Source organism: Streptomyces sp. NPDC056452, assembly GCF_042796085.1.
In the GTDB taxonomy this organism is placed as follows: Bacteria; Actinomycetota; Actinomycetes; order Streptomycetales; family Streptomycetaceae; genus Streptomyces.
Window position 1 is genome coordinate 217,207 of sequence record NZ_JBHTRI010000005.1, and the last position, 24,321, is coordinate 241,527.

Genomic DNA, 24,321 nt, shown 5'->3' on the forward strand with positions numbered 1-24,321 from the left:
GTGTTCGATACTCTCTCCGACCGCCTTAGCGCGACTTTCAAAAACCTCAGGGGCAAGGGCCGCTTGTCCGAGGCGGACATCGACGCCACGGCTCGCGAGATCCGTATCGCACTGCTCGAGGCCGATGTCGCCCTGCCCGTCGTCCGTGCGTTCATCGCCAACGTCAAGGAGCGGGCGCGCGGCGTCGAGGTCTCCCAGGCGCTGAACCCGGCCCAGCAGGTCGTCAAGATCGTCAACGAGGAGCTCGTAGGGATCCTCGGCGGCGAGACCCGGCGCCTCCGGTTCGCCAAGAACCCGCCCACCGTGATCATGCTCGCGGGTCTGCAGGGTGCCGGTAAGACGACCCTCGCCGGAAAGCTCGGTCTCTGGCTCAAGAGCCAGGGCCACTCGCCGCTGCTGGTCGCCTGTGACCTCCAGCGCCCGAACGCCGTGAACCAGCTCAGCGTCGTCGCCGACCGCGCCGGTGTCGCGGTGTACGCGCCGCAGCCGGGCAACGGTGTGGGTGACCCGGTCCAGGTGGCCAAGGACTCGATCGAGCACGCCCGGGCCAAGCAGTACGACGTGGTCGTGGTCGACACCGCGGGCCGCCTCGGTATCGACCAGGAGCTGATGCGGCAGGCCGCGGACATCCGCGACGCCGTCAGCCCCGACGAGATCCTCTTCGTCGTCGACGCGATGATCGGCCAGGACGCGGTCAACACCGCCGAGGCCTTCCGCGACGGCGTCGGCTTCGACGGCGTGGTCCTCTCCAAGCTCGACGGCGACGCCCGTGGTGGTGCCGCCCTGTCGATCGCCCATGTCACGGGCAAGCAGATCATGTTCGCGTCGAACGGTGAGAAGCTCGAGGACTTCGACGCCTTCCACCCCGACCGCATGGCGTCCCGCATTCTCGACATGGGTGACCTGCTCACCCTGATCGAGCAGGCGGAGAAGACCTTCAGCCAGGAAGAGGCCGCTCAAATGGCCTCCAAGCTGGCGTCGAGCAAGGGCAAGGACTTCACGCTCGACGACTTCCTGGCGCAGATGGAGCAGGTCAGGAAGATGGGCTCCATCTCCAAGCTGCTCGGGATGCTGCCGGGCATGGGGCAGATCAAGGACCAGATCGCCAACATCGACGAGCGGGACGTGGACCGCACGGCCGCGATCATCAAGTCGATGACGCCGCACGAGCGCCAGGAACCGACCGTCATCAACGGTTCGCGCCGGGCCCGTATCGCCAAGGGCTCCGGCGTCGAGGTCTCCGCGGTGAAGAGCCTGGTGGAGCGTTTCTTCGAGGCCCGCAAGATGATGTCGAAGATGGCCCAGGGCGGCGGAATGCCGGGCATGCCCGGGATGCCCGGCTCGGGTGGCGGTGCGGGCCGTCAGAAGAAGCAGGTCAAGCAGGCCAAGGGCAAGCGCAAGAGCGGCAACCCGATGAAGCGCAAGGCCGAGGAGCAGGCCGAGGCGGCCCGCCGTGAGGCTGCGGCGCAGGGCGGCGCGTTCGGTCTGCCCGCCCAGGAGGACAAGAACTTCGAGCTGCCGGACGAGTTCAAGAAGTTCATGGGCTGACCGGCCGGAGACATGAGGAAGGGGCGCCCCGCTCGGCTGGGCGCCCCTTCCTCATGTCAACAGCTCTCCCGGGCGCTAGACCACGCACACCAGATAACGGAAGACGTTCGGCATCCATACCGTCCCGTCGGGCCGCCGGTGCGGATGCAGGGCCTCCGCGACCTCCTTCTCCACCTGGGAACGGTCCGTGGCCCGTATCGCCGTGTCGAAGAGGCCGGTCGACAGCAGTCCGCGCACCGCGCTGTCCAGGTCCGCGTACCCGAAGGGGCAGGAGACCCGGCCCGATCCGTCGGGCTTCAGCCCCGCCCGCGCCGCGACGTCCTCCAGGTCGTCCCGCAGCGCGGGCCGCCAGCCGCCGGGGCGCGGTGTGCGCGCCGACTCGGCGAGCCGGGCCGCCACCCGGAGCACCGGAGCCGTGGCACACCGCTCGGGCGGTCCCCAGCCGGTCAGGACCACGGTGGCCCCCCGCGCGGCCAGCGGCACGGCGGAGGCGAGCGCGGGCGAGAGACCCTCGGAGTCGCCGGCCGCGCAGCCGATCGGATCGAACGCCGTGAGCAGGTTGTACGGCGGATCACCGGCCGGTGCGGCCGCCGACAAGGCGCCGGCGACCAGCCGCGCCCGCGCCGGTGCGTCCGGCCGCCCGGGCCCGGCCTCCTGGCCGGACACGAGGCGCTCGCGGGCCAGCGCGAGCCGTTCACGGTCGGTGTCGACTCCGGTGACGTGCGCCCCGCGCGATGCCGCGATGAGCAGGGCGAGCCCGGAACCGCAGCCGATGGAGAGCATCCGGGTGTGGGCCCCGACTTCGAGCCGCTCGTACACCGCTTCGTAGAGCGGCGCCAGCATGCGCTCCTGGATCTCGGCCCAGTCACGGGCACGGGTGCCGCCATCCACGGTGGCGGACGAATCCGCATACCGGTGGTGCCGGACGAGCGTTGGTGTCATGGAATGCGCCCCAATCCGCCGAGAGGTCGGTCGTGCCCGAGTGGGCGGCCCCCGATGTCGTAGGTGCGCCCGCAGCCCCCGTATGCCAGAGAACTCCGCATCCGCGGTCCCGTCCAGAGGTCGGACGGGGTGGGATGGCATTGCTTGCGTGCTCCGGTCGTGCGCCCCCGGCCTCCGCATCGTGGCCGGGGGTGCCGGGGACCAGCACGCCCGCTGCTCGCTCTCGTCCCAGTCTTACCCGACACGCGGGACGGAGCACGTCGAAGGCTCTCCGCCCGGACGGGCGGGGGGTTCGGGGCCGTCCGGGCGGCGCCGGGTAATGTCGCCCGTGGGGCTACCCCGCATACGCGCCGGGGCGTACGCGGCGCTACGTACCGCCTTGGTGCGAGCTGTGAGCCTTCTCCGCAGATCTGCGCACCCGCCCTCGTCCGGACGCATCGACGGCAACTGACTGGTACGTGCAAATTATTTGGGATGCCCCGGAATAGGAACACCGGGGCACTCAGGCTCGTTATCACGACGTGAGCACGACACCACCTGTACTTGCCGCAGAGCTGGCACAGGCGTGGGCCGACATTCAGCGGTACCACCCCGAGCTGCCCGATCTTGCCGCGCCAGAGTCCCTGATCGGAGAGTCCTCGTCCGCCTGTGGCGCCGAGCTCTCCTTCGAACGACTGCTCCATGAGGCAGTCCATGGCATCGCCGCCGCGAGAGGTGTCCGGGACACCTCCCGTGCCGGCCGGTACCACAACCGACGGTTCCTCGCGATCGCCGAGGAACTGGGTCTGGATCATTCCGAGGAACCCCATGCCAGCAGCGGATTCTCGCTGGTGACACTCAATCCCGAGGCCAAACGCCGGTACCGTCCCACGACGGAGCGGCTCCAGCGTGCCCTCAAGGCGCACACCGTGGCCACCGCCGCCGACACCAAGCGCTCCTTCCGCGGCCCCGCCGCCCGGCACGGCTCCTCCGGAGGGGGCGTGCGGGTCAAGGCCGTCTGCGACTGCGGTCGCAATGTGCGCGTGGTCCCCTCGGTCCTCGCACAGGCCCCGATCGTGTGCGGCGGCTGCGGAAAGCCGTTCCGTATCCCGGAAGCAGTGGTCGCGGTGGGGTGAGGTGATGTGGTGTGGCACAATGGCTAGCTGTACTCGACAGTCGCATAGGACCCCTCTCTTCCTCCGGCTGACGCGTCCATCGGGCACCCGAGTACCGCAACCCCACGTGGCATCTTGTTGTGCCCAACCACGTCAGAGACCAGGAGACACCACTTCCGTGGCAGTCAAGATCAAGCTGAAGCGCATGGGCAAGATCCGTTCGCCTCACTACCGCATCATCGTCGCCGACTCCCGCACCCGCCGTGATGGCCGGGCGATCGAGGAGATCGGCCTGTACCACCCGGTGCAGAACCCCTCGCGCATCGAGGTCAACGCGGAGCGCGCGCAGTACTGGCTGTCCGTCGGCGCCCAGCCGACCGAGCCGGTCCTCGCGATCCTGAAGCTCACCGGTGACTGGCAGGCCCACAAGGGCCTTCCCGCCCCCGCGCCGCTGCTGCAGCCGGAGCCCAAGGCTGACAAGCGCGCCCTGTTCGAGGCCCTTACCTCGGACGGCGACGAGGCCAAGGGTGAGGCCATCACCCAGAAGGCCAAGAAGTCGGACAAGAAGGCGGACGAGGCGGCCGACGCTGCCGCGTCCACCGAGTCGACCGAGGCCTGAGCATGCTCGAGGAGGCTCTTGAGCACCTCGTGAAGGGCATCGTCGACAACCCCGACGATGTGCAGGTCGCCTCGCGCGATCTGCGCCGTGGACGTGTGCTCGAGGTCCGGGTCCATCCCGATGACCTCGGCAAGGTGATCGGCCGCAACGGCCGCACCGCACGCGCCCTGCGTACCGTCGTGGGTGCTATCGGCGGCCGTGGTATCCGCGTCGACCTCGTCGATGTGGATCAGGTTCGCTGAAAGAGTTGAACACCGGCCGGGGCCGGGGAGGGCTTTCGAGCCGTCCCCGGCCTTTGTCGTCCCTACACCATCACCGGGAGAAGTAGCGTGCAGTTGGTAGTTGCGCGGATCGGTCGCGCCCATGGCATCAAGGGCGAGGTCACCGTCGAGGTGCGCACGGACGAGCCCGAACTGCGGCTCGGCCCCGGGGCCGTCCTCGCCACGGAACCGGCGGCTACGGGCCCCCTGACGATCGAGACCGGCCGGGTGCACAGCGGCAGGCTGCTGCTGCGCTTCGAGGGCGTACGCGACCGTACGGCCGCCGAGGCGCTCCGCAACACGCTGCTGATCGCCGAGGTGGACCCGGAAGAGCTTCCCGAGGACCCCGAGGAGTTCTACGACCACCAGCTGATGGACCTCGACGTGGTCCTCGCCGACGGAACCGTGATCGGCCGGATCACCGAGATCACCCACCTGCCCTCCCAGGACCTGTTCATCGTGGAGCGTCCCGACGGCAGCGAGGTGATGATCCCGTTCGTCGAGGAGATCGTCAGCGAGATCGACCTGGAGGAGCAGCGGGCCGTCATCACGCCGCCGCCCGGCCTGATCGACGAGAGCGAGGCCGTGGTCGCCTCCTCGCGCGACGAGGCCGAGGAGGAGGCCGACGAGGCCTCCACGCCTGACGAGGCGGCCGGTGAGGCCTCCGACGAGCCCGGGAAGGGCGACGCGTGATGCGGCTCGACGTCGTCACGATCTTCCCCGAGTACCTGGAACCGCTGAACGTCTCACTCGTCGGCAAGGCGCGCTCCCGGGGGCGCCTCGACGTACACGTCCACGACCTGCGGGACTGGACGTACGACCGGCACAACACGGTGGACGACACCCCGTACGGCGGCGGCCCCGGCATGGTCATGAAGACCGGGCCCTGGGGCGAGGCCCTGGACGACGCACTGGCCGGCGGCTACGAGGCGGGGGCGCACTCCCCGGTGCTCGTGGTGCCCACGCCCAGCGGGCGGCCCTTCACCCAGGAGCTCGCCGTCGAGCTCTCGGAGCGGCCGTGGCTGATCTTCACGCCCGCCAGGTACGAGGGCATCGACCGCCGGGTGATGGACGAGTACGCCACCCGCATGCCGGTCGTGGAGGTGTCCATCGGGGACTACGTCCTGGCCGGCGGGGAAGCGGCCGTCCTGGTGATCACGGAAGCCGTGGCCCGGCTCCTGCCGGGAGTCCTCGGCAACGCCGAATCGCACCGTGACGATTCCTTCGCGCCCGGAGCCATGGCCGATCTGCTCGAGGGTCCCGTCTACACGAAGCCGCCCGAGTGGCGTGGGCGCGGCATTCCGGACGTGCTGCTCAGCGGTCACCATGGCAGGATCGCGCGGTGGCGCCGGGACGAGGCCTTCCGTCGTACCGCCCTCAACAGGCCCGACCTGATCGAGCGTTGCGAGGCGGCCGGCTTCGACAAGAAGGACCGCGAGATCCTCTCCATCCTGGGCTGGTCCCCGGAGCCGGGCGGCCGATTTTGGCGCAGGCCCGAGGCCGTGGAAGAATAGGCCCGCTGTACGTCCGGCGTGCGCCCCTGCCACAGGGGGAAAGACGCCCGCCCGATGTGATCAGCATCCGAACTTTCCCACTCTCCCGTCGATGACCTGTGGCATCGGCGAAGAAAGCAGACAACATGGCTTCCCTGCTCGATGGCGTCAATGCCGCCTCGCTGCGTACCGACCTCCCGGCCTTCCGCCCGGGTGACACCGTCAACGTCCACGTGCGAGTGATCGAGGGCAACCGCTCCCGTATCCAGCAGTTCAAGGGCATCGTCATCCGCCGCCAGGGCTCGGGCGTCAGCGAGACCTTCACGGTCCGCAAGGTCTCCTTCAGCGTCGGCGTCGAGCGCACCTTCCCGGTGCACAGCCCGATCTTCGAGAAGATCGAGCTCGTCACCCGTGGTGACGTCCGCCGCGCCAAGCTGTACTTCCTCCGTGAGCTGCGCGGCAAGGCCGCGAAGATCAAGGAGAAGCGCGACCGCTGATTCAGCGCCGGCGTCCACAGCGCGGCCGGATAGGATTCGGCCCCGATGGACACGGAAGCTCAGCACACGGAGCGCGATCGCTCCTCCGCCCCTCAAGAGGGGCCGGAGGAGGGGTCGCGCTTCACGCATGTCCCGGACCGGCCGGACACCCCGATGTCCTGGGGGCGAGCCGCCTTCCTGGGGTTGCTCTGCACGGTCGCTCTCCTGCTGTTCAGCGCATTCGTGCTGCAGCCCTTCCTCATCCCCAGCGGCTCCATGGAGCCCACGCTGCGGGTGGGGGACCGGGTGCTCGTCAACAAACTGGCGTACCGTTTCGGCTCCGAGCCACAGCGCGGCGACGTGGTGGTCTTCGACGGCACCGGCTCCTTCGTGCGGGAGACGCCCGACGAGAACCCCGTCACCGCGCTCCTGCGTGGGGCGGCCTCGTCCCTGGGGCTGGCCGAACCCGCCGAGACCGACTTCGTGAAGCGGGTGGTGGGCGTGGGGGGCGATCGCGTGGTCTGCTGCGACAAGCGGGGGAGGCTCGAGGTGAACGGCCGGTCGGTGTACGAGGAGTATCTGTACCCGGGTGACAACCCGTCCGAAGTGGCGTTCGACATCGTGGTGCCCGACGGCACGCTGTGGGTCATGGGGGACCACCGCAGCAACTCGCGGGACTCCCGCGACCACCTGGGGCAGCCCGGTGGCGGCATGGTGCCCGTGGACCGGGTCGTCGGACGGGTCGACTGGCTCGGCTGGCCGCTCGGCAGGCTCGGCTCCCTGGGCGGGACCGATGCCTTCACCGGCATACGGCCGCCGGACGCGACCCATGGGTAACCGGGGGCGCAGGCGCGGACAGGCGGAAGCGCACGTTCCGTTGCCCACCGGGACCCGGCCGACCACGGCCCGCTCACTGCCGACGAGGGCGGAGCGCCGCAAGCTGGCCCGCAGGGTCAAGCGGCGCAGGCGCAGGTCCGCGATCAAGGAGATACCCCTCCTCGTCCTGGTGGCTCTGCTGATCGCGCTGGTGCTCAAGACCTTCCTGGTGCAGGCCTTCGTCATTCCCTCCGGGTCGATGGAGCAGACCATCAAGATCGGCGACCGGGTGCTGGTCGACAAGCTGACACCGTGGTTCGGCTCCGAGCCCCAGCGCGGCGACGTCGTCGTCTTCCGGGACCCGGGCGGCTGGCTGCAGCAGGAGAACGTCGCCAAGGAGGACCCGCCGGTCGGCGTCAAGCAGGTCAAGGAACTGCTGACCTTCATCGGACTGCTGCCCTCGGACGACGAGCAGGATCTGATCAAGCGTGTGGTGGCCGTCGGGGGCGACACCGTGAAGTGCTGCGGCACGGACGGCAAGGTCACCGTCAACGGTGTGGCACTCAACGAGCCGTACCTGCATCCGGACAATGTGCCCTCCACTCTCAAATTCGAGGTAAAGGTTCCGCAGGGCCGCATCTTCGTGATGGGTGACCACCGGTCGAACTCAGCGGACTCCCGCTTCCACCTCGACGAACCGGACAGGGGCACGGTTTCGGAGGATGAGGTCGTGGGACGGGCGGTCGTGATCGCCTGGCCGTTCGGTCACTGGCGCAAGCTCGAGGAACCCGGGACGTTCGCGTCGGTGCCGGATGCGCGTGCCGGGACGACGGAGGCCACCGGCCCGTCGAATAGTGTGTCCTCCCAGGATCGCAACGGAATGATCCTGCTCCCGACCCCTGCGGAACTCCCGCTCGTTATGGGAGTGGTGGGCCTGCGCCGATTCGGGCGCGGGCGGTGGCACGGAGTGAGGAGTGGATGTGGGGGATTTGGCGGTCGGCGCACGATCCGGACACGGCGAACCCGAGGACCGGCCTTCGAGCGGCGGGATCCCGGCGGACCCGGCGGGCCGGACGGAGGGTGACGGCGTCCCTCCGGGCGACGGCTTCCCGGGTGGCGATTCCCCGGGCGACGACTCACCGGGCGGCGGCAGTACGGCGCAGAAGAAGCCGCGTTCGTTCTGGAAGGAGCTGCCGCTCCTCATCGGTATCGCGCTCATTCTCGCGCTGCTGATCAAGACGTTCCTGGTGCAGGCGTTCTCGATCCCCTCGGACTCCATGCAGAACACGCTGCAGCGGGGCGACCGGGTGCTCGTCGACAAGCTGACGCCGTGGTTCGGCTCGGAGCCGGAGCGCGGCGAGGTCGTGGTCTTCCACGACCCGGGCGGCTGGCTCGAGGACACCGCGGCTCCCGAACCGAACGCGGTGCAGAAGTTCCTGAGCTTCATCGGGCTCATGCCGTCCGCCGAGGAGAAGGACCTGATCAAGCGGGTCATCGCCGTCGGCGGCGACACGGTGGAGTGCAAGAAGAACGGCCCCGTCGTCGTCAACGGCAAGGCGTTGGACGACAAGTCGTTCATCTTCGGGGGCAACAGCGCGTGCGATGACGAGCCCTTCGGGCCGATCCATGTCCCCGAGGGCCGGATCTGGGTGATGGGCGACCACCGGCAGAACTCGCTGGACTCCCGCTACCACCAGGAACTGCCCGGGCAGGGCACCGTGTCCACGGACGAGGTGGTCGGACGGGCCATCGTCGTCGCCTGGCCGGTCAACCGCTGGGCGACCCTGCCGGTCCCGAGCACGTTCGACCAGCCCGGGCTGAACAAGGCGGCTGCCGCCGCTCCGGCAGCACTCGGTGTAGCCGGAGCGCTGCCCCTCGTGTTCTGGCGCCGTCGGAGGCTGACCAGCGGGCGTACCGCCGGGTAGGGTGCCGACTCGGATCAGCGATTGTCGATCTCCGATGGGGGAGCGCTGGGATGAGCGGAACAGGACGTACGGATGACGGCCGCGGCCGGCTCGGCACCATGTTGTCGAACCTGGCCGTGGCCGTCGGCTGTGTGCTCTTCCTCGGCGGGTTCGCCTGGGGAGCGGTGGTGTACCAGCCGTACACGGTGCCGACCGAGTCGATGACCCCGACGGTGAACGCCGGGGACCGGGTGCTCGCGGAGCGGGTGGACGGCGCCGACGTGCGGCGCGGTGACGTGGTCGTCTTCACGGACGCGGCGTGGGGCGATGTGCCGATGGTGAAGCGGGTCGTGGGTGTCGGCGGTGACAAGGTCGCCTGCTGCGACAGGAACGGCCGGCTGACCATCAACGGCAAGCCCATCGAGGAACCGTATCTGCGGGCGAACGGTGGCCCGTTGCTGGTCGAGGCCGACGGCGAGGCCCCTGCCTCGGTGCAGGAGTTCACGGCGGAGGTCCCCGAGGGGCAGCTCTTCCTGCTCGGTGACGAGCGCACCGGTTCGCTGGACTCCAGGGTCCACCTCAAGGACCCGGGGCAGGGCTCGGTGCCGCGCAGCGCCGTGCAGGCGCGGGTGGATGCCATCGCGTGGCCCATGAACGGCATGATCGACCGCCCCGAGGCCTTCGCGGCCCTGCCGGGCGGCGTGTCGTCCAACGGGCCGCTGCGACTGCAGATCGGGGCCGTTGTGGCGGGGGTGGCACTCATCGTCGGCGGGGCCGCCTTCGGTGCGATCGCGGGGCGCTCCGGACGCGGGAACAAGCGGGCAGGGGCCGCTGCCGGTGCCCGCTGAGGCACGCAAGGTGGCCCGGGTCGTGCTCCTGGACCCGGACGACCGGATCCTCCTGCTGCACGGGTTCGAGCCCGACGACCCCGGGACGAGCTGGTGGTTCACCCCCGGCGGAGGGCTGGAGGGCGACGAGACCAGGGCGGAGGCCGCGCTGCGCGAGCTCGCCGAGGAGACCGGGATCACGGACCTCGAGCTGGGCCCGGTTCTCTGGACGCGGATCTGCTCCTTCCCGTTCGACGGGCGGCGCTGGGACCAGGACGAGTGGTACTTCCTGGCTCGAACGGCGCAGACCGCCACGGACCAGAAGGGGCTCACCGAGCTGGAGCTCCGCAGCGTTGCCGGGCTCAGGTGGTGGACTTCCGCCGAACTTCTCGCGACGCGTGAGACGGTGTACCCGACCAGGCTCGGCGAGCTGCTGCGCACGCTGCTCGACGAGGGTCCCCCGCGCGATCCGCTGGTTCTCGCCCCCGAAATCGTCTAATCGTCCAGGGGTGCGTGAGGCTGACGCACAATAGGGGGACGCACGGCTGAAGGGGAACATGCCATGAGCGCCGAGGACCTCGAGAAGTACGAGACCGAGATGGAGCTGAAGCTCTACCGGGAGTACCGCGATGTCGTCGGTCTGTTCAAATATGTGATCGAGACCGAACGGCGCTTCTACCTCACCAATGACTACGAGATGCAGGTGCACTCGGTCCAGGGCGAGGTCTTTTTCGAGGTTTCCATGGCGGACGCGTGGGTCTGGGACATGTACCGGCCCGCCAGGTTCGTCAAGCAGGTCCGCGTGCTGACTTTCAAGGACGTGAACATCGAGGAGCTCAACAAGAGCGATCTCGAACTTCCGGGCGGGTGATCGGCATGCCGCTCCGGGTGTCGCTTCCGGGCGTTGGTTCACTCGTCCGGGTGGCCGGAATATTCACAATGAGTGAGTTGTCCACCAAGATCCAATAGATCGGACGGGGCGCGTCAGAGTCGGTGCCGGAGGTGGTGCCGACATGAACGCACGGGGGGCACTCGGGCGGTACGGCGAGGACCTGGCGGCGCGGCTGCTGGCCGACGCCGGTATGGCCGTACTGGAGCGCAACTGGCGCTGTCGCGCAGGGGAGATCGACATCGTCGCCAGGGACGGCGACGCGATGGTCTTCTGCGAAGTGAAGACCCGCAGGGCAGGATGCTTCGAGCATCCGATGGAGGCCGTGACCCCGACCAAGGCGGACCGGCTGCGCCGGCTCGCCGAGATCTGGCTCGAGCGTCACGGCGGACCGCCCCGGGGCGGGGTCCGGATCGATCTGGTGGGTGTGATCCTGCCCCGGCGCGGAGCGCCGGTCGCCGAGCATGTCCGGGGCGTGGCCTGATGGGGTTCGCGCGGGCGTGTTCGGTGGCGCTGGTGGGCGTCGAGGGCGTGGTGGTGGAGGTCCAGGCCGATCTGGAACCGGGCGTGGCCGCATTCACCCTGGTCGGACTGCCGGACAAGAGTCTGGTGGAGAGCCGGGACCGGGTCAGGGCCGCGGTCGTCAACTCCGGGGCCGAGTGGCCGCAGAAGAAGCTCACGGTGGGGCTTTCCCCCGCGTCCGTGCCCAAGGGAGGGTCCGGCTTCGACCTCGCCGTAGCGTGCGCGGTGCTCGGCGCCGCGGAGCGGATCGATCCCGCGGCCATCGCCGATGTGGTGATGATCGGGGAGCTCGGCCTCGACGGCCGGGTCCGTCCGGTGCGCGGGGTGCTCCCCGCGGTCCTCGCGGCGGCCGAGGCGGGTTACCGGCAGGTCGTGGTTCCGGAGCAGACCGCGGGGGAGGCCGCGCTGGTGCCGGGGGTCTCGGTCCTCGGGGTGCGGAGCCTGCGTCAGCTGATCGCCGTGCTCGGCGACGAGCCCGTGCCCGACGAGCCGGCAGCCGACCGGGGCCGCCCCGACGCGATGCTGGCCGGACTGATGATGCCGGGCGCCGGCATCGGCACGGGTCTCGCGCCGCTCGGCACGCAGGGCGCGGGGCACCGCCCCGACCTGGCCGACGTCGCCGGGCAGCCCAGAGCGCGCAAGGCCCTGGAGGTCGCCGCAGCCGGGGGGCACCATCTGATGCTCTCCGGACCGCCCGGTGCAGGCAAGACGATGCTGGCCGAACGCCTCACGGCGATCCTGCCGCCGCTGACCCGGCAGGAATCCCTCGAAGTGACGGCCGTGCACTCGGTGGCGGGCATCCTCCCACCGGGTGAACCGCTGGTCACCCGGGCGCCGTACTGCGCACCCCACCACTCGGCGACGATGCAGTCGCTCGTCGGCGGGGGCAACGGGCTGCCGAGGCCCGGAGCGGTATCCCTGGCACACAGAGGTGTTCTCTTTCTTGACGAGGCTCCCGAATTCTCCGGACGGGCTCTGGACGCGCTGCGTCAGCCCCTGGAATCCGGACACGTGGTCGTCGCACGTGCGGCCGGGGTGGTGCGGCTGCCCGCCAGATTCCTGATGGTCCTGGCCGCGAACCCCTGTCCTTGCGGCCGGCACACCCTGACGGGCGCGGGCTGCGAATGCCCGCCCTCGCTGGTCCGCCGCTACCAGGCCCGGCTCTCCGGGCCGCTGCTGGACCGGGTGGACCTGCGGGTGGAGGTCGAGCCGGTGGGCCGGGCGGATCTGATGGGGCGTGGCGGCCGGGGCGAGACCTCGGCCGATGTCGCCGCCCGGGTGCGGGAGGCCAGGGTGCGGGCCGCGGACCGGCTCGCGGGCACGCCCTGGACCACCAACAGCGAAGTCCCCGGTCATGAGCTGCGGACCAGGCTGCTCGCGGCACCCGGTGCGCTGATGGCCGCGGAGCGCGACATGGAACGCGGCATCCTCACCGCCCGGGGCCTGGACCGGGTGCTCCGGGTCGCGTGGACGGTGGCGGACCTGAGGGCCGCCGACCGCCCGGACGCCTCAGACATCGCCACAGCCCTGGAACTGCGGACGGGCATTCACCGGGGCGTACCCGTGCGGGCCGGTGCCTCGTGAACAGCCCGTCGGTCCGTGCCGGCCGGGAGCGGCCGGCACGTGCCGCGCTGACCCGCATCTTCGAGCCGGGGGACGAGCGTGCCGGCCGATGGCTCCGCGAGGTGGGTCCCGTCGAGCTGGTGAGGCGCCTCACCGTCGCGGACGGTTCGGCGGAGAAGCTGAAGGGGATGACCGCGACACGGCTGAGCGGGTACCGCTTACGGGCCTCGACCGCCGATCCCGAGCGGGACCTGGCGGACGTGGCCGCGGTCGGGGGGCGGTTCGTCTGTCCCGGCGACCCGGAGTGGCCGAGCCAGCTCGACGACCTGTCGGACGCGCGGCCCATCGGCCTCTGGGTCCGGGGGCGGCCCGACCTGCGCCTGTGGGCGCTGCGCTCGGTCGCCGTGGTCGGAGCCCGGGCCTGCACACCGTACGGGGCGCACATGGCGGCGAGCATCGGCGCGGGGCTGGCCGAACGGGGCTGGGTGGTGGTCTCGGGGGCGGCCTTCGGGGTGGACGGTGCGGCCCATCGCGGCGCCCTGGCCGCCGGCGGGGCGACCATGGCGGTGCTGGCCTGCGGGGTGGATGTCGCCTATCCGCGGGGGCACGCCGAGTTGATCGGACGCATGGTCGAACAGGGACTGGTCATCGGCGAGTTGCCGCCCTCCGACCACCCCACGCGCAGCCGGTTCATCCTCCGGAACCGGGTGATCGCCGCCCTCACGAGGGGCACCGTCGTGGTGGAGGCCGAATACCGCAGCGGCTCGCTGGTCACCGCGAGGAGCGCACAGCGGCTGGGCCGCTACACGATGGGGGTACCGGGCCCCGCCACCAGCGGCCTGTCGGCAGGGGTCCATGAACTTCTGCGCGGTGAGGGCGTCCTGGTCACCGACGCCTCCGAAATCGCCGAACTGGTGGGGGAGATAGGCGATCTGGCCCCGGCCAGGCGAGGCCCGGTCCTGCCGAGGGACCTCCTGGACCACGTCAGCGCCCGGGTGCTGGACGCGCTGCCCCGCAAGGGGACGGTGGAGGGGCGCGACGTCGCCCGTACGGCCGGGACCAGCACCGATGAGGCACTCGGGCGGTTGTACGAACTGCACTCACTGGGGTTCGTCGAACGCGAGGGCGACGGATGGCAGTTGACGGTGGCACCGACACGCAATGGGGACGCGCGGCGAGGCGGTACTTGACCGGCAGCATTCGGGTGAAAAGGTGATGCAGATGACCTCGGCAGTACCCGTTCGGGCCGCCGGGGCCGGTGCGCGCGGTGACGTTCCCGGCCTTCGGTCATGTCCGACAGCGCGGGATATGGAACGGAATTGCACAGCACGGATCCGTTGTCCTGCGCGCACCGCAACACTTCAGTCACGCTACGCTCACAAGGAATCCGCCCCAGAGACACGTCCCCAGCACTTCACAGCAGAACGGCTCAAGGCACCACATGCCCCAGCACACCTCCGGGTCTGACCGCGCGGCAGTACCACCGGCTGCGCGTGGCACTGTGCGCCCTCCCGCCCCTTCCTCGCTCGAGGAGTTGTGGCGTTCATACAAGACCACTGGCGACGGGCGCCTCCGGGAGCAGCTGATCCTGCACTACTCACCCCTGGTGAAGTACGTCGCCGGCCGGGTGAGCGTGGGGCTGCCGTCCAACGTGGAACAGGCGGACTTCGTCTCCTCCGGGGTCTTCGGGCTGATCGACGCCATCGAGAAGTTCGACATCGAACGGGCCATCAAGTTCGAGACCTACGCGATCACCCGGATCCGCGGCGCGATGATCGACGAGCTCCGGGCACTGGACTGGATCCCGAGGTCGGTGCGCCAGAAGGCGCGCAACGTGGAGCGCGCCTACGCCACCCTGGAGGCGCAGCTGCGGCGTACCCCCTCGGAGGCCGAGGTCGCCGCGGAGATGGGCATCGCGCTGGAGGAACTTCACGCTGTTTTCAGCCAGTTGTCGCTCGCCAACGTGGTGGCTCTGGAGGAACTCCTGCACGTCGGTGGTGAGGGGGGTGACCGGCTGAGCCTGATGGACACCCTGGAGGACACCGCAGCCGACAACCCGGTCGAGGTCGCCGAGGACCGTGAGCTCAGACGGCTGCTCGCCCGCGCGATCAACACCCTCCCCGAACGCGAGAAGACCGTGGTGACCCTCTACTACTACGAGGGCCTCACCCTCGCCGAGATCGGGAACGTCCTCGGAGTCACCGAGAGCCGGGTCAGTCAGATCCACACCAAGTCCGTGCTGCAGCTCCGGGCCAAACTGGCGGACGCCGGCCGCTGAGCCGGGGCCGGTTCGGCCACCCGATCGCAGCCGAGCACCCCCTCTCGAACAGATGCCGCCGTAGAGTGGAGGCGTGCCCAGGATTCGAGCGGCCTCCGTGGCCGAGCACCGGACCATGCAGCGCGGCGCCCTCCTGGACGCCGCACGCTCCTTGCTGTCCGAGGGCGGTACGGAAGCGCTGACCTTCCCCGCCCTCGCCGAGCGCACCGGCCTTGCCAGGTCCTCCGTCTATGAGTACTTCCGCTCCCGTGCGGCAGTCGTCGAGGAGCTCTGCGCCGTCGACTTTCCCGTCTGGGCCGCCGAGGTCGAGAACGCGATGGACCGGGCCGGGACGCCCGAGGAGAAGATCGAGGCCTATGTGCGCCGGCAGCTCGATCTGGTGGGCGACCGGCGGCACCGCGCGGTCGTCGCCATCTCCGCGAGCGAGCTGGATGCGGGTGCGCGCGAGAAGATCAGGGCCGCGCACGGCGGACTGATCGCCATGATCGTCGAGGCGCTCGGCGACCTGGGCCATGCCCAGCCGCGACTGGCCGCGATGCTCCTGCAGGGCTCCGTGGACGCGGCGGTGCGCCGGATCGAGCTGGGCGCGGCCGAGGAGCCCGGCGTGGTCGCGGACACCGCCGTGGCGATGGTCCTGCGCGGCGTACGCGGCTGAACCGCCCGCTACGCCGCCCCCTGCGGCCGCGGTGCACGGTGACGGCTCCCGTCAGGAGCAGCAGCGCCACGACCTGCGCGTACCCGCCCGGCCCGTATCCGCCCGTGCCGTAACCGGCCGGCTGCGCCGTGACCACGGCGGGGAGCCCGGACTGCGGCGCAGGTCCGGAGACCGAGGCAGCGTGCCCGGACCCCGGCGCAGGTTCCGCCCCCGGCAGCGGTACGCCGAAGACCGGCAGCAGGCGGGAGGGCCCGCGGCGCAGCAGTGACGGGGGAAGCAGCGACAGCGGATCCAGATAGGCGTCACCCCGCCGCAGCCCCCAGTGCAGGCAGCCGGACGCGCAGTGGGACGGCCCCGGCCCGGTCACCCCCACCACCTGGCCCGCCACGAGCTCGTCGCCCTTCGCGACCTGCGCCCGTACGGGTTCGTACGTGATGCGCAGCGGCGGCTCGCCGCTTGCGGCCACCTCGACCGAGACCACCCCGCGCCCCGCCACGGGCCCCGCGAACGAGACCCGGCCCGGTGCGGCGGCCCTCACCGGGGTGCCCGGCCGCGCGGCGAGGTCGACGCCCCGGTGGCCCGGCGCGTACGGACCGGCGGGCGGCTCCCATCCGCGTACCACCAGTGGCCTGCCCGCGAGCGGCCAGGCGCGGTCACCCTCCGGCGCGGGCCCCGGTGCCGCCCGGGCGCCGGCCCCTCCCAGCAGCACGGTGAGCAGCGCGCTCAGTACGGGCAGCAGGACCACCGGCAGCGCGGCGCGGAAGCGCCGTACGCTTGTTTCGGAAGTGCGGTACATGACGGAACGTTCTCCCGGCAGGCGGTTCCGCGGGGATCATGGACCGGATCTGTGGACAGCCGACGGGTTGTGGACATCGCCGTCACCCGGCACTCGACGGGTCCCGTACACTTCTTTTGGCGATCCGGGTCACCGGGTCGACTTCGCACGCCCCGCCACCTCCCTCTCTTCGGAGGTGTCCGCGCTCCTCGGTCCCTCGTGGCACGGCGCGTCGGGGCGTCAGGCGCGACAGCAAACCTGCGGTCGCGATAACCGAGCACCTCAAGGAGTACGGCCATGGCCGTCGTCACGATGCGGGAGCTGCTGGAAAGCGGCGTCCACTTCGGTCACCAGACCCGTCGCTGGAACCCGAAGATGAAGCGCTTCATCTTCACCGAGCGCAACGGCATCTACATCATCGACCTGCTCCAGTCGCTGTCGTACATCGACCGCGCCTACGAGTTCGTCAAGGAGACCGTCGCCCACGGCGGCTCCATCATGTTCGTGGGTACGAAGAAGCAGGCGCAGGAGGCCATCGCCGAGCAGGCGACGCGCGTCGGCATGCCGTACGTCAACCAGCGTTGGCTCGGCGGCATGCTCACCAACTTCTCCACCGTCTACAAGCGCCTTCAGCGTCTGAAGGAGCTCGAGCTCATCGACTTCGAGGACGTGGCCGCCTCCGGCCTCACCAAGAAGGAGCTCCTGGTCCTCTCCCGCGAGAAGGCCAAGCTGGAGAAGACCCTCGGTGGTATCCGCGAGATGCAGAAGGTGCCGAGCGCCGTCTGGATCGTCGACACCAAGAAGGAGCACATCGCCGTCGGTGAGGCGCGCAAGCTCCACATCCCGGTCGTCGCGATCCTCGACACCAACTGCGACCCCGACGAGGTCGACTACAAGATTCCGGGCAACGACGACGCGATCCGCTCCGTCACCCTGCTCACCCGCGTGATCGCCGACGCCGTCGCCGAGGGCCTCATCGCCCGTTCCGGTGCCGCGACCGGTGACTCGAAGCCGGGCGAGAAGGCCGCCGGCGAGCCGCTCGCCGAGTGGGAGCGAGACCTGCTCGAGGGCGAGAAGAAGGACGACGCCGAGGTTCAGTCCTCCGCCGAGACCGAGAAGGCCGCCGACGCCGAGCCGGCCGTCGCCGCTGCCGAGGAGGCCGAGACCCCGGCTGCCGAGGCTCCGGCCGCGGACGCCCCCGCCGCCGAGGCTCCGGCCACGGACGAGCAGGCCTGACACCCGTCAGTCACGGCTGAATGACGGCGGGGGCCGGTGCCACTGGCACCGCCCCCGCCGTTCACCCGTAGATCTTTCAGACTTCGAGAGAGAAACAGACTCATGGCGAACTACACCGCCGCTGACGTCAAGAAGCTCCGCGAGCTCACCGGCGCCGGCATGATGGACTGCAAGAAGGCGCTCGACGAGGCCGACGGCAACGTCGACGGCGCCGTCGAGGCGCTCCGTATCAAGGGCCAGAAGGGCGTCGCCAAGCGCGAGGGCCGTTCTGCCGAGAACGGCGCCGTCGTCTCCCTCATCTCCGAGGACAAGACCTCCGGCGTCCTGCTCGAGCTGAAGTGCGAGACGGACTTCGTCGCCAAGGGCGAGAAGTTCCAGGCCGTCGCCAACACGCTCGCCGCGCACGTCGCCGCGACCTCCCCGGCCGACATCCAGGCGCTCCTCGCCTCGGAGATCGAGCCCGGCAAGACGGTCCAGGCGTACGTGGACGAGGCCAACGCCAACCTCGGCGAGAAGATCGTCCTGGACCGCTTCGCGCAGTTCACCGGCGGTTACGTGGCTGCGTACATGCACCGCACGATGCCCGACCTCCCGCCGCAGGTCGGCGTGCTCGTCGAGCTGGACAAGCCCAACGCCGAGGTGGCCAAGGACGTCGCGCAGCACATCACTGCCTTCGCCCCGAAGTACCTCAACCGCGACGAGGTCCCCGCCGAGACGGTCGAGAACGAGCGCCGTGTCGCCGAGGCCACCTCGCGTGAGGAGGGCAAGCCCGAGGCCGCCCTCCCGAAGATCGTCGAGGGTCGCGTCAACGGCTTCTTCAAGGACGTCGTCGTCCTGGAGCAGGCGTTCGCCAAGGACGCCAAGAAGTCCGTCCAGAAGGTCCTGGACGAGGCCGGTGTCAGCCTGAAGCGCTTCGCGCGCATCAAGGTCGGCATCTGAGTCCGTCCGCGAACAACGGCGGACCCCGATAGGGTCTGGTGCAGTCGCTGGCCGCACTCATGCCGGACGACCGCAGAACTGACGAGGAGGCCATTGCCGCTGAGGGACACCAGACCCACCGGCAATGGCCTTCTTCGTATGTGCACGAGGAGAATCTCCATGAACAAGGGCGCAGACGCCTCCCAGGGTGACCACAAGGGCGACGACGGCAAGATTTCCGGCCGCTTCATGCTGAAGCTGTCCGGCGAGGCGTTCGCCGGTGGTGGGGGTCTCGGCGTCGACCCCGATGTCGTGCACGCCATCGCCCGCGAGATCGCCGCGGTCGTACGGGACGGCGCGGAGATCGCGGTCGTCATCGGCGGTGGCAACTTCTTCCGCGGCGCCGAGCTGCAGCAGCGCGGCATGGACCGGGCACGGTCCGACTACATGGGCATGCTCGGCACGGTCATGAACTGCCTGGCACTGCAGGACTTCCTGGAGAAGGAAGGCATCGACTCACGCGTCCAGACCGCCATCACGATGGGTCAGGTCGCGGAGCCGTACATCCCGCTCCGTGCCGTACGGCACCTGGAGAAGGGACGCGTCGTCATCTTCGGCGCGGGCATGGGCATGCCGTACTTCTCCACCGACACCACCGCGGCCCAGCGCGCCCTCGAGATCGAGGCGGAGGCGCTGCTGATGGGCAAGAACGGCGTGGACGGCGTCTACGACTCCGACCCGAAGAACAACCCCGCTGCGGTGAAGTTCGACGCGCTGGAGTACAGCGAGGTGCTCGCCCGCGACCTCAAGGTCGCCGACGCCACCGCCATCACGCTCTGCCGTGACAATCAGCTTCCGATCCTCGTCTTCGAGCTGACCACGGAGGGCAATATCGCCCGCGCGGTCAAGGGTGAGAAGATCGGCACGCTCGTGAGTGACGAGAGCACCAGGGCCTGACGGCCCAAAGGATGGACAACGGCCTGCCGGTCGGACACCGTGCAGGTGAGGACGCGACGCAGGATCCGCAGGGCCCGACGATGCCGGGCCCACTCAAGACACGCAGGAGCACGTGGTGATCGAAGAAATCCTCCTCGAGGCCGAGGAGAAGATGGAGAAGGCCGTCGTGGTCGCCAAAGAGGACTTTGCGGCGATCCGTACCGGCCGTGCGCACCCGGCGATGTTCAACAAGATCGTCGCCGACTACTACGGCGCGCTGACCCCGATCAACCAGCTGGCCTCGTTCTCGGTCCCCGAGCCGCGCATGGCAGTGGTGACTCCGTTCGACAAGACCGCGCTGCGCAACATCGAGCAGGCGATCCGCGACTCCGACCTCGGCGTCAACCCGAGCAACGACGGCAACATCATCCGTGTGACGTTCCCGGAGCTCACGCAGGACCGCCGCAAGGAGTACATCAAGGTCGCCAAGACCAAGGCCGAGGACTCCAAGATCTCGATCCGCTCCATCCGCCGCAAGGCCAAGGAGTCGCTCGACAAGCTCGTCAAGGACAAGGAGTCCGGCGAGGACGAGGTCCGCCGTGCGGAGAAGGAGCTCGACGACACCACCGCGAAGTACGTCGCACAGGTGGACGAGCTGCTCAAGCACAAGGAAGCCGAGCTGCTCGAGGTCTGATGAACGACTCTTCCTGGGGCGCCCCGCAGGGCGCCGGCTACTGGGGTCCGCCCGAGATGGGGACCGCTCCGGCGGGTCCTGCCCACGATGTGCACGTCGCCCAGCAGACTCGGCCCATGCCCATCGTGCCGGACGTTCCCGACGCAGGTAGAGACGCAGACGACCGCGACAACCGGGACAGGGAAGCCGCGCACGTCAGCGGTCCCCTGTTCCGTGACGAGAAGCAGCAGGAGCCCATGTCCACCTCGTTGCCGTCGCCCCCACCGCAGAAGAAGCGGGCAGGTCGTGATCTGCGCGCCGCGATAGGGGTCGGTCTCGGGCTCGGCGTGGTCGTGGCCGGTTCGCTCTTCATCGTGAAGGCCGTCTTCGTCGGTGTGGTCGTGCTGGCGGTGGTGGTCGGGCTCTGGGAGCTCACCTCGCGCCTCAAGGAGCGCAAGGGGATCAACGCCCCCCTCGTGCCGCTCGCCGTCGGCGGCGCCGCCATGGTCGTCGCCGGCTACGTGCGGGACGCGGAGGGCGCCTGGGTCGCCATGGCGCTCACCGCGCTCGCGGTGCTCGTCTGGCGGATGACCGAGCCGCCGGAGGGCTACCTCAGGGACGTCACGGCCGGTGTCTTCGCCGTCTTCTACGTGCCGTTCCTGGCGACGTTCGTCGCGATGATGCTCACCGCGGACGACGGTCCGTGGCGGGTGCTGACCTTCCTGCTGCTCACCGTGGTCGCCGACACCGGTGCGTACGCCGTCGGCTGGCGCTTCGGTACGCACAAGCTCGCGCCGCGCATCAGTCCCGGGAAGACCCGCGAGGGCCTCTTCGGCGCGATCGGGTTCGCGATGGTCGCCGGTGCGCTGTGCATGCAGTTCCTGATCGACGACGGCAGGTGGTGGCAGGGGCTGCTGCTGGGCCTCGCGGTCGCCGCCAGTGCCACCCTCGGTGACCTGGGTGAGTCCATGATCAAGCGTGACCTCGGGATCAAGGACATGGGCACACTGCTGCCGGGTCACGGCGGCATCATGGACCGGCTCGACTCGCTGCTGCCGACCGCGCCGGTGGTCTGGCTGCTGCTGGTGCTGTTCGTCGGATCCGGCTGAGCCACTGTTGCGGCCACGTGCCGTGTGACCTGCAGTTCTACGAGTGAGGGTCCGTTGCCCACAGGGCGGCGGACCCTCACTCGTGCGGTGTCCGGGCCTCGGCGCCGGGGGTGGGCAGCCGCACCGCGTACAGCAGTCCTTGGGTGCGATCGGTCACGGTCGTGCGCGCGGCCCGCACCCGCCCGTGGGCCGTCACAAGGCCTCCGACATCGGCGGACGGCGCCGGCAGCGCCCCGGACACGGTCGCGCCCTCGCCCACCCGGGCGGGCGACGACCTCTGGTACCACGGCGTGTCTGCGACACTGGAAGAACCATGCCTAAGCCCGGAGAACTCCAGTTTGTCGCGCCCCGCGGAGCCAAGCAGCCGCCGCGGCACCTCGCCGACCTCAGCCCCGACGAGCGCAAGGAAGCAGTCGCCGCGACCGGCGAGAAGCCCTTCCGCGCCAAGCAGCTGTCGCAGCACTACTTCGCGCGGTACGCGCACGACCCGGCCGAGTGGAACAACATCCCGGCCGCTTCGCGGGAGAAGCTCGCCGAGGCGCTGTTCCCCGACCTGATGTCCGTGATGCGCCACATCAGCTGCGACGACGACACCACCCGTAAGACGCTCTGGAAGCTGCACGACGGGACGCTCGTCGAGTCCGTCCTCATGCGGTACCCGGACCGGGTGACGATGTGCATCTCCTCGCAGGCCGGGTGCGGGATGAACTGTCCGTTCTGCGCGACCGGGCAGGCCGGCCTCGACCGGAACCTCTCGACCGCCGAGATCGTGCACCAGATCGTGGACGGCATGCGGGCGCTGCGCGACGGTGAGGTCCCGGGCGGGCCCGCGCGGCTCTCCAACATCGTCTTCATGGGTATGGGCGAGCCCCTGGCCAACTACAAGCGCGTCGTCGGGGCGATCCGGCGGCTGACCGACCCCGAGCCGGACGGGCTCGGACTCTCGCAGCGTGGGATCACCGTGTCCACGGTGGGCCTGGTGCCGGCCATGCTGCGCTTCGCCGACGAGGGCTTCAAGTGCCGTCTCGCCGTCTCGCTCCACGCCCCGGACGACGAGCTGCGCGACACCCTCGTTCCCGTGAACACGCGCTGGAACGTCCGGGAGGTGCTGGACGCGGCGTGGGAGTACGCCGAGAAGTCCGGCCGGCGCATCTCCATCGAGTACGCGCTGATCCGCGACATCAACGACCAGGCATGGCGGGGCGACCGGCTGGGCCGGCTGCTCAAGGGCAAGCGGGTGCACGTCAACCTCATCCCGCTGAACCCGACGCCCGGTTCCAAGTGGACCGCCTCGCGGCCCGAGGACGAGAAGGCGTTCGTCGACGCGATCGCCGCTCACGGTGTGCCCGTCACGGTCCGTGACACCCGTGGTCAGGAGATCGACGGGGCCTGCGGACAGCTGGCGGCCTCCGAGCGCTGACGCGGTTCCGGGTACGGGCGCCATCCGGCCGGAACGGCGTGATCCGGCCGGTGTAGCCTGGCCCGGAAATCAACTTCATATTCCGACAGGGGAGCGCCACAGCGCTGAGAGTGCGGCACCGAGCCGCAGACCCTCTGAACCTCGCCCGGGTCATTCCGGGTAGGAAGTTCGGACCTTACTCAAGCTGTTGCGCCCTGCCCGCTCGCCGAGCGGGTGGGGCCGCGTCTCTTCCTGGTCACTTCCAGGAGGAATCACATGAACACCACCACGAAGTGCGCCGCGACGGCGCTTGCCGCCGCGCTGGGCGTCACCGTGCTCGCGGGCTGCGGCGGATCCGACGACGATGCCTCCGGTTCCGGGAACTCCAAGGCCTCCAAGACGGTGACGCTCGTCAGCCACGACTCCTTCAACGCCTCGGACTCGGTCCTCAAGGCGTTCACCAAGGAGACCGGCTACACGGTCAAGGTGCTGAAGAGCGGTGACGCCGGTGCCGCGCTCAACCAGGAGATCCTGACCAAGGGATCCCCCCGGGGCGATGTGTTCTTCGGCGTCGACAACACGCTGCTCTCGCGCGCCCTGGACAACGGACTGTTCACGCCGTACGAGGCGAAGGGGCTCGACCGCGTCGCGGCCGACACCCAGCTGGACGCGGACAAGCACCGGGTCACGCCCGTCGACACCGGCGACATCTGCATCAACTACGACAAGAAGTACTTCGCGGACAAGAAGCTCGCGCCGCCGCAGTCGTTCGACGACCTGTTGAAGCCCGCGTACAAGAACCTCCTCGTCACCGAGAACGCGGCGACCTCCTCGCCCGGCCTCGGCTTCCTCCTCGGCACCGTCGCCACCTACGGCGAGGACGGCTACCAGGACTACTGGAAGAAGCTGAAGAACAACGGCGTCAAGGTCGTCGACGGCTGGGAGCAGGCGTACAACGAGGAGTTCTCCGGCTCCGCGGGCGGCAAGAAGACCAAGGCCGACCGGCCGCTCGTCGTCTCGTACGCCTCCAGCCCGCCCGTCGAGGTGCTGTACGCGGAGCCCCGGCCCACCGAGGCACCGACCGGGGTCGCCACCGGAACCTGCTTCCGCCAGATCGAGTTCGCCGGCCTGCTGGACGGTGCGAAGAACGAGGCGGGCGGCAAGGCACTGCTGGACTTCCTGATCAGCAAGCAGTTCCAGGAGGACATGCCGCTCAACATGTTCGTGAACCCGGTCGCGAAGGACGCCGCCCTGCCGGAGCTCTTCACGAAGTTCGGTGCGACCGTCGACAAGCCGGCGACCGTGGACCCGGAGAAGATCGCCAAGAACCGTGAGCAGTGGGTCCAGTCGTGGTCCTCGCTCGTCGTGAAGTAGCAGCGCGTCCCTCCT

General features: G+C 69.7%; 27 protein-coding genes, 1 pseudogene and 1 riboswitch. Of the genes and pseudogenes, 25 read left to right on the forward strand and 3 right to left on the reverse strand.

Annotated features, from left to right (window positions below):
- Positions 1 to 1,548, forward strand: a complete 1,548-nt coding sequence (gene ffh / locus ACFQ6X_RS07440; protein WP_383177292.1) for a signal recognition particle protein — start codon at positions 1 to 3, stop codon at positions 1,546 to 1,548.
- Positions 1,549 to 1,623: 75 nt separating this feature from the next.
- On the opposite strand, the gene ACFQ6X_RS07445 is transcribed toward ffh, so the two are convergent.
- Positions 1,624 to 2,490: a methyltransferase domain-containing protein gene (locus ACFQ6X_RS07445; protein WP_383177295.1), complete on the reverse strand. Its 867-nt coding sequence runs from the start codon at positions 2,488 to 2,490 to the stop codon at positions 1,624 to 1,626.
- A gap of 521 nt (positions 2,491 to 3,011) precedes the next feature.
- On the opposite strand from ACFQ6X_RS07445, the gene ACFQ6X_RS07450 reads away from it, so the two are divergent.
- The 17 genes from ACFQ6X_RS07450 to ACFQ6X_RS07530 all read left to right on the forward strand — a co-directional run bounded on the left by ACFQ6X_RS07450 (position 3,012) and on the right by ACFQ6X_RS07530 (position 15,886).
- On the forward strand, positions 3,012 to 3,605 hold the full coding sequence (locus tag ACFQ6X_RS07450) for a hypothetical protein (RefSeq protein ID WP_329206956.1): 594 nt from the start codon (positions 3,012 to 3,014) through the stop codon (positions 3,603 to 3,605).
- 157 nt (positions 3,606 to 3,762) lie between these two features.
- Positions 3,763 to 4,203, forward strand: a complete 441-nt coding sequence (gene rpsP / locus ACFQ6X_RS07455; protein ID WP_329206954.1) for a 30S ribosomal protein S16 — start codon at positions 3,763 to 3,765, stop codon at positions 4,201 to 4,203.
- A gap of 2 nt (positions 4,204 to 4,205) precedes the next feature.
- Positions 4,206 to 4,445 (forward strand): RNA-binding protein, encoded by a 240-nt coding sequence (locus ACFQ6X_RS07460; RefSeq protein WP_014153811.1) that lies wholly within the window; start codon positions 4,206 to 4,208, stop codon positions 4,443 to 4,445.
- An 87-nt stretch (positions 4,446 to 4,532) separates the two neighbouring features.
- Positions 4,533 to 5,156, forward strand: coding sequence for a ribosome maturation factor RimM (gene rimM / locus ACFQ6X_RS07465; protein ID WP_383177299.1), 624 nt, complete (start codon positions 4,533 to 4,535; stop codon positions 5,154 to 5,156).
- Positions 5,156 to 5,977 (forward strand): tRNA (guanosine(37)-N1)-methyltransferase TrmD, encoded by an 822-nt coding sequence (gene trmD, locus ACFQ6X_RS07470; protein ID WP_329215033.1) that lies wholly within the window; start codon positions 5,156 to 5,158, stop codon positions 5,975 to 5,977. Before rimM ends, trmD begins: the two co-directional genes overlap by 1 nt.
- Positions 5,978 to 6,102: 125 nt before the next feature.
- Positions 6,103 to 6,453, forward strand: a complete 351-nt coding sequence (rplS, locus tag ACFQ6X_RS07475) for a 50S ribosomal protein L19 (protein WP_014048592.1) — start codon at positions 6,103 to 6,105, stop codon at positions 6,451 to 6,453.
- A gap of 45 nt (positions 6,454 to 6,498) precedes the next feature.
- A complete protein-coding gene (gene lepB / locus ACFQ6X_RS07480; RefSeq protein ID WP_383177303.1) occupies positions 6,499 to 7,269 on the forward strand; it encodes a signal peptidase I in 771 nt (256 codons plus the stop codon).
- A complete protein-coding gene (gene lepB / locus ACFQ6X_RS07485; RefSeq protein WP_383177306.1) occupies positions 7,262 to 8,332 on the forward strand; it encodes a signal peptidase I in 1,071 nt (356 codons plus the stop codon). The genes lepB (ACFQ6X_RS07480) and lepB (ACFQ6X_RS07485) overlap by 8 nt, the downstream gene beginning before the upstream one ends.
- On the forward strand, positions 8,238 to 9,173 hold the full coding sequence (gene lepB / locus ACFQ6X_RS07490; RefSeq protein WP_383177475.1) for a signal peptidase I: 936 nt from the start codon (positions 8,238 to 8,240) through the stop codon (positions 9,171 to 9,173). Before lepB (ACFQ6X_RS07485) ends, lepB (ACFQ6X_RS07490) begins: the two co-directional genes overlap by 95 nt.
- A gap of 50 nt (positions 9,174 to 9,223) precedes the next feature.
- Positions 9,224 to 10,000, forward strand: a complete 777-nt coding sequence (gene lepB, locus ACFQ6X_RS07495; RefSeq protein ID WP_383177309.1) for a signal peptidase I — start codon at positions 9,224 to 9,226, stop codon at positions 9,998 to 10,000.
- A complete protein-coding gene (locus tag ACFQ6X_RS07500; protein ID WP_383177312.1) occupies positions 9,990 to 10,478 on the forward strand; it encodes an NUDIX hydrolase in 489 nt (162 codons plus the stop codon). The genes lepB (ACFQ6X_RS07495) and ACFQ6X_RS07500 overlap by 11 nt, the downstream gene beginning before the upstream one ends.
- Before the next feature lie 63 nt (positions 10,479 to 10,541).
- Positions 10,542 to 10,850: a DUF2469 domain-containing protein gene (locus tag ACFQ6X_RS07505; RefSeq protein ID WP_003965949.1), complete on the forward strand. Its 309-nt coding sequence runs from the start codon at positions 10,542 to 10,544 to the stop codon at positions 10,848 to 10,850.
- Positions 10,851 to 10,992: 142 nt separating this feature from the next.
- Entirely contained in the window at positions 10,993 to 11,352 is a 360-nt protein-coding gene (locus tag ACFQ6X_RS07510) for a YraN family protein (protein ID WP_383177315.1), read from the forward strand.
- Entirely contained in the window at positions 11,352 to 12,974 is a 1,623-nt protein-coding gene (locus ACFQ6X_RS07515; RefSeq protein ID WP_383177318.1) for a YifB family Mg chelatase-like AAA ATPase, read from the forward strand. Before ACFQ6X_RS07510 ends, ACFQ6X_RS07515 begins: the two co-directional genes overlap by 1 nt.
- On the forward strand, positions 12,971 to 14,143 hold the full coding sequence (gene dprA / locus ACFQ6X_RS07520) for a DNA-processing protein DprA (RefSeq protein ID WP_383177321.1): 1,173 nt from the start codon (positions 12,971 to 12,973) through the stop codon (positions 14,141 to 14,143). Before ACFQ6X_RS07515 ends, dprA begins: the two co-directional genes overlap by 4 nt.
- 251 nt (positions 14,144 to 14,394) lie before the next feature.
- Entirely contained in the window at positions 14,395 to 15,231 is an 837-nt protein-coding gene (whiG, locus tag ACFQ6X_RS07525; RefSeq protein WP_329206937.1) for an RNA polymerase sigma factor WhiG, read from the forward strand.
- 97 nt (positions 15,232 to 15,328) lie between these two features.
- Positions 15,329 to 15,886 (forward strand): helix-turn-helix domain-containing protein, encoded by a 558-nt coding sequence (locus tag ACFQ6X_RS07530; RefSeq protein WP_351177748.1) that lies wholly within the window; start codon positions 15,329 to 15,331, stop codon positions 15,884 to 15,886.
- 346 nt (positions 15,887 to 16,232) lie between these two features.
- Here the strand turns inward: ACFQ6X_RS07530 and ACFQ6X_RS07535 are convergent.
- A pseudogene (locus ACFQ6X_RS07535) lies at positions 16,233 to 16,682 on the reverse strand (peptidoglycan DD-metalloendopeptidase family protein); the annotation flags it as partial.
- Positions 16,683 to 16,958: 276 nt separating this feature from the next.
- On the opposite strand from ACFQ6X_RS07535, the gene rpsB reads away from it, so the two are divergent.
- The 5 genes from rpsB to ACFQ6X_RS07560 all read left to right on the forward strand — a co-directional run bounded on the left by rpsB (position 16,959) and on the right by ACFQ6X_RS07560 (position 21,533).
- Positions 16,959 to 17,897 carry a 30S ribosomal protein S2 gene (gene rpsB, locus ACFQ6X_RS07540; RefSeq protein WP_329206935.1) on the forward strand — a complete coding sequence of 313 codons (939 nt, stop codon included), beginning with the start codon at positions 16,959 to 16,961 and terminating at the stop codon, positions 17,895 to 17,897.
- Positions 17,898 to 17,999: 102 nt separating this feature from the next.
- The gene (gene tsf, locus ACFQ6X_RS07545; protein ID WP_351182178.1) at positions 18,000 to 18,836 is read left to right on the forward strand and encodes a translation elongation factor Ts; all 837 of its coding nucleotides are present in this window, start codon (positions 18,000 to 18,002) and stop codon (positions 18,834 to 18,836) included.
- 159 nt (positions 18,837 to 18,995) lie between these two features.
- Positions 18,996 to 19,772: a UMP kinase gene (gene pyrH, locus ACFQ6X_RS07550; protein ID WP_329206932.1), complete on the forward strand. Its 777-nt coding sequence runs from the start codon at positions 18,996 to 18,998 to the stop codon at positions 19,770 to 19,772.
- A gap of 115 nt (positions 19,773 to 19,887) precedes the next feature.
- Positions 19,888 to 20,445 carry a ribosome recycling factor gene (gene frr, locus ACFQ6X_RS07555; RefSeq protein ID WP_031100531.1) on the forward strand — a complete coding sequence of 186 codons (558 nt, stop codon included), beginning with the start codon at positions 19,888 to 19,890 and terminating at the stop codon, positions 20,443 to 20,445.
- Complete coding sequence (locus tag ACFQ6X_RS07560; RefSeq protein ID WP_383177327.1) at positions 20,445 to 21,533, forward strand: phosphatidate cytidylyltransferase; 1,089 nt, start codon at positions 20,445 to 20,447, stop codon at positions 21,531 to 21,533. The genes frr and ACFQ6X_RS07560 overlap by 1 nt, the downstream gene beginning before the upstream one ends.
- A 76-nt stretch (positions 21,534 to 21,609) precedes the next feature.
- On the opposite strand, the gene ACFQ6X_RS07565 is transcribed toward ACFQ6X_RS07560, so the two are convergent.
- Complete coding sequence (locus tag ACFQ6X_RS07565; protein ID WP_383177330.1) at positions 21,610 to 21,774, reverse strand: hypothetical protein; 165 nt, start codon at positions 21,772 to 21,774, stop codon at positions 21,610 to 21,612.
- Positions 21,775 to 21,846: 72 nt separating this feature from the next.
- Here ACFQ6X_RS07565 and rlmN point away from each other — a divergent pair, with 72 nt between their 5' ends.
- Entirely contained in the window at positions 21,847 to 22,953 is a 1,107-nt protein-coding gene (gene rlmN / locus ACFQ6X_RS07570; protein WP_383177333.1) for a 23S rRNA (adenine(2503)-C(2))-methyltransferase RlmN, read from the forward strand.
- Positions 22,954 to 23,030: 77 nt separating this feature from the next.
- Positions 23,031 to 23,137, forward strand: a riboswitch (TPP riboswitch).
- 71 nt (positions 23,138 to 23,208) lie between these two features.
- The gene (locus ACFQ6X_RS07575; RefSeq protein ID WP_383177336.1) at positions 23,209 to 24,306 is read left to right on the forward strand and encodes a thiamine ABC transporter substrate binding subunit; all 1,098 of its coding nucleotides are present in this window, start codon (positions 23,209 to 23,211) and stop codon (positions 24,304 to 24,306) included.
- Positions 24,307 to 24,321: the final 15 nt, after the last annotated feature.

What these genes read in the sequence shown, in the direction of transcription:
- ACFQ6X_RS07445 (WP_383177295.1), bottom strand. Translation starts at nt 2,490, where the DNA reads ATGACACCAACGCTCGTCCGGCACCACCGGTATGCGGATTCGTCCGCC.
- ACFQ6X_RS07460 (WP_014153811.1), top strand. Translation starts at nt 4,206, where the DNA reads ATGCTCGAGGAGGCTCTTGAGCACCTCGTGAAGGGCATCGTCGACAAC.
- trmD (WP_329215033.1), top strand. Translation starts at nt 5,156, where the DNA reads ATGCGGCTCGACGTCGTCACGATCTTCCCCGAGTACCTGGAACCGCTG.
- rplS (WP_014048592.1), top strand. Translation starts at nt 6,103, where the DNA reads ATGGCTTCCCTGCTCGATGGCGTCAATGCCGCCTCGCTGCGTACCGAC.
- lepB (WP_383177303.1), top strand. Translation starts at nt 6,499, where the DNA reads ATGGACACGGAAGCTCAGCACACGGAGCGCGATCGCTCCTCCGCCCCT.
- lepB (WP_383177306.1), top strand. Translation starts at nt 7,262, where the DNA reads ATGGGTAACCGGGGGCGCAGGCGCGGACAGGCGGAAGCGCACGTTCCG.
- lepB (WP_383177309.1), top strand. Translation starts at nt 9,224, where the DNA reads ATGAGCGGAACAGGACGTACGGATGACGGCCGCGGCCGGCTCGGCACC.
- ACFQ6X_RS07505 (WP_003965949.1), top strand. Translation starts at nt 10,542, where the DNA reads ATGAGCGCCGAGGACCTCGAGAAGTACGAGACCGAGATGGAGCTGAAG.
- ACFQ6X_RS07510 (WP_383177315.1), top strand. Translation starts at nt 10,993, where the DNA reads ATGAACGCACGGGGGGCACTCGGGCGGTACGGCGAGGACCTGGCGGCG.
- ACFQ6X_RS07515 (WP_383177318.1), top strand. Translation starts at nt 11,352, where the DNA reads ATGGGGTTCGCGCGGGCGTGTTCGGTGGCGCTGGTGGGCGTCGAGGGC.
- whiG (WP_329206937.1), top strand. Translation starts at nt 14,395, where the DNA reads ATGCCCCAGCACACCTCCGGGTCTGACCGCGCGGCAGTACCACCGGCT.
- rpsB (WP_329206935.1), top strand. Translation starts at nt 16,959, where the DNA reads ATGGCCGTCGTCACGATGCGGGAGCTGCTGGAAAGCGGCGTCCACTTC.
- tsf (WP_351182178.1), top strand. Translation starts at nt 18,000, where the DNA reads ATGGCGAACTACACCGCCGCTGACGTCAAGAAGCTCCGCGAGCTCACC.
- pyrH (WP_329206932.1), top strand. Translation starts at nt 18,996, where the DNA reads ATGAACAAGGGCGCAGACGCCTCCCAGGGTGACCACAAGGGCGACGAC.
- ACFQ6X_RS07560 (WP_383177327.1), top strand. Translation starts at nt 20,445, where the DNA reads ATGAACGACTCTTCCTGGGGCGCCCCGCAGGGCGCCGGCTACTGGGGT.
- rlmN (WP_383177333.1), top strand. Translation starts at nt 21,847, where the DNA reads ATGCCTAAGCCCGGAGAACTCCAGTTTGTCGCGCCCCGCGGAGCCAAG.
- ACFQ6X_RS07575 (WP_383177336.1), top strand. Translation starts at nt 23,209, where the DNA reads ATGAACACCACCACGAAGTGCGCCGCGACGGCGCTTGCCGCCGCGCTG.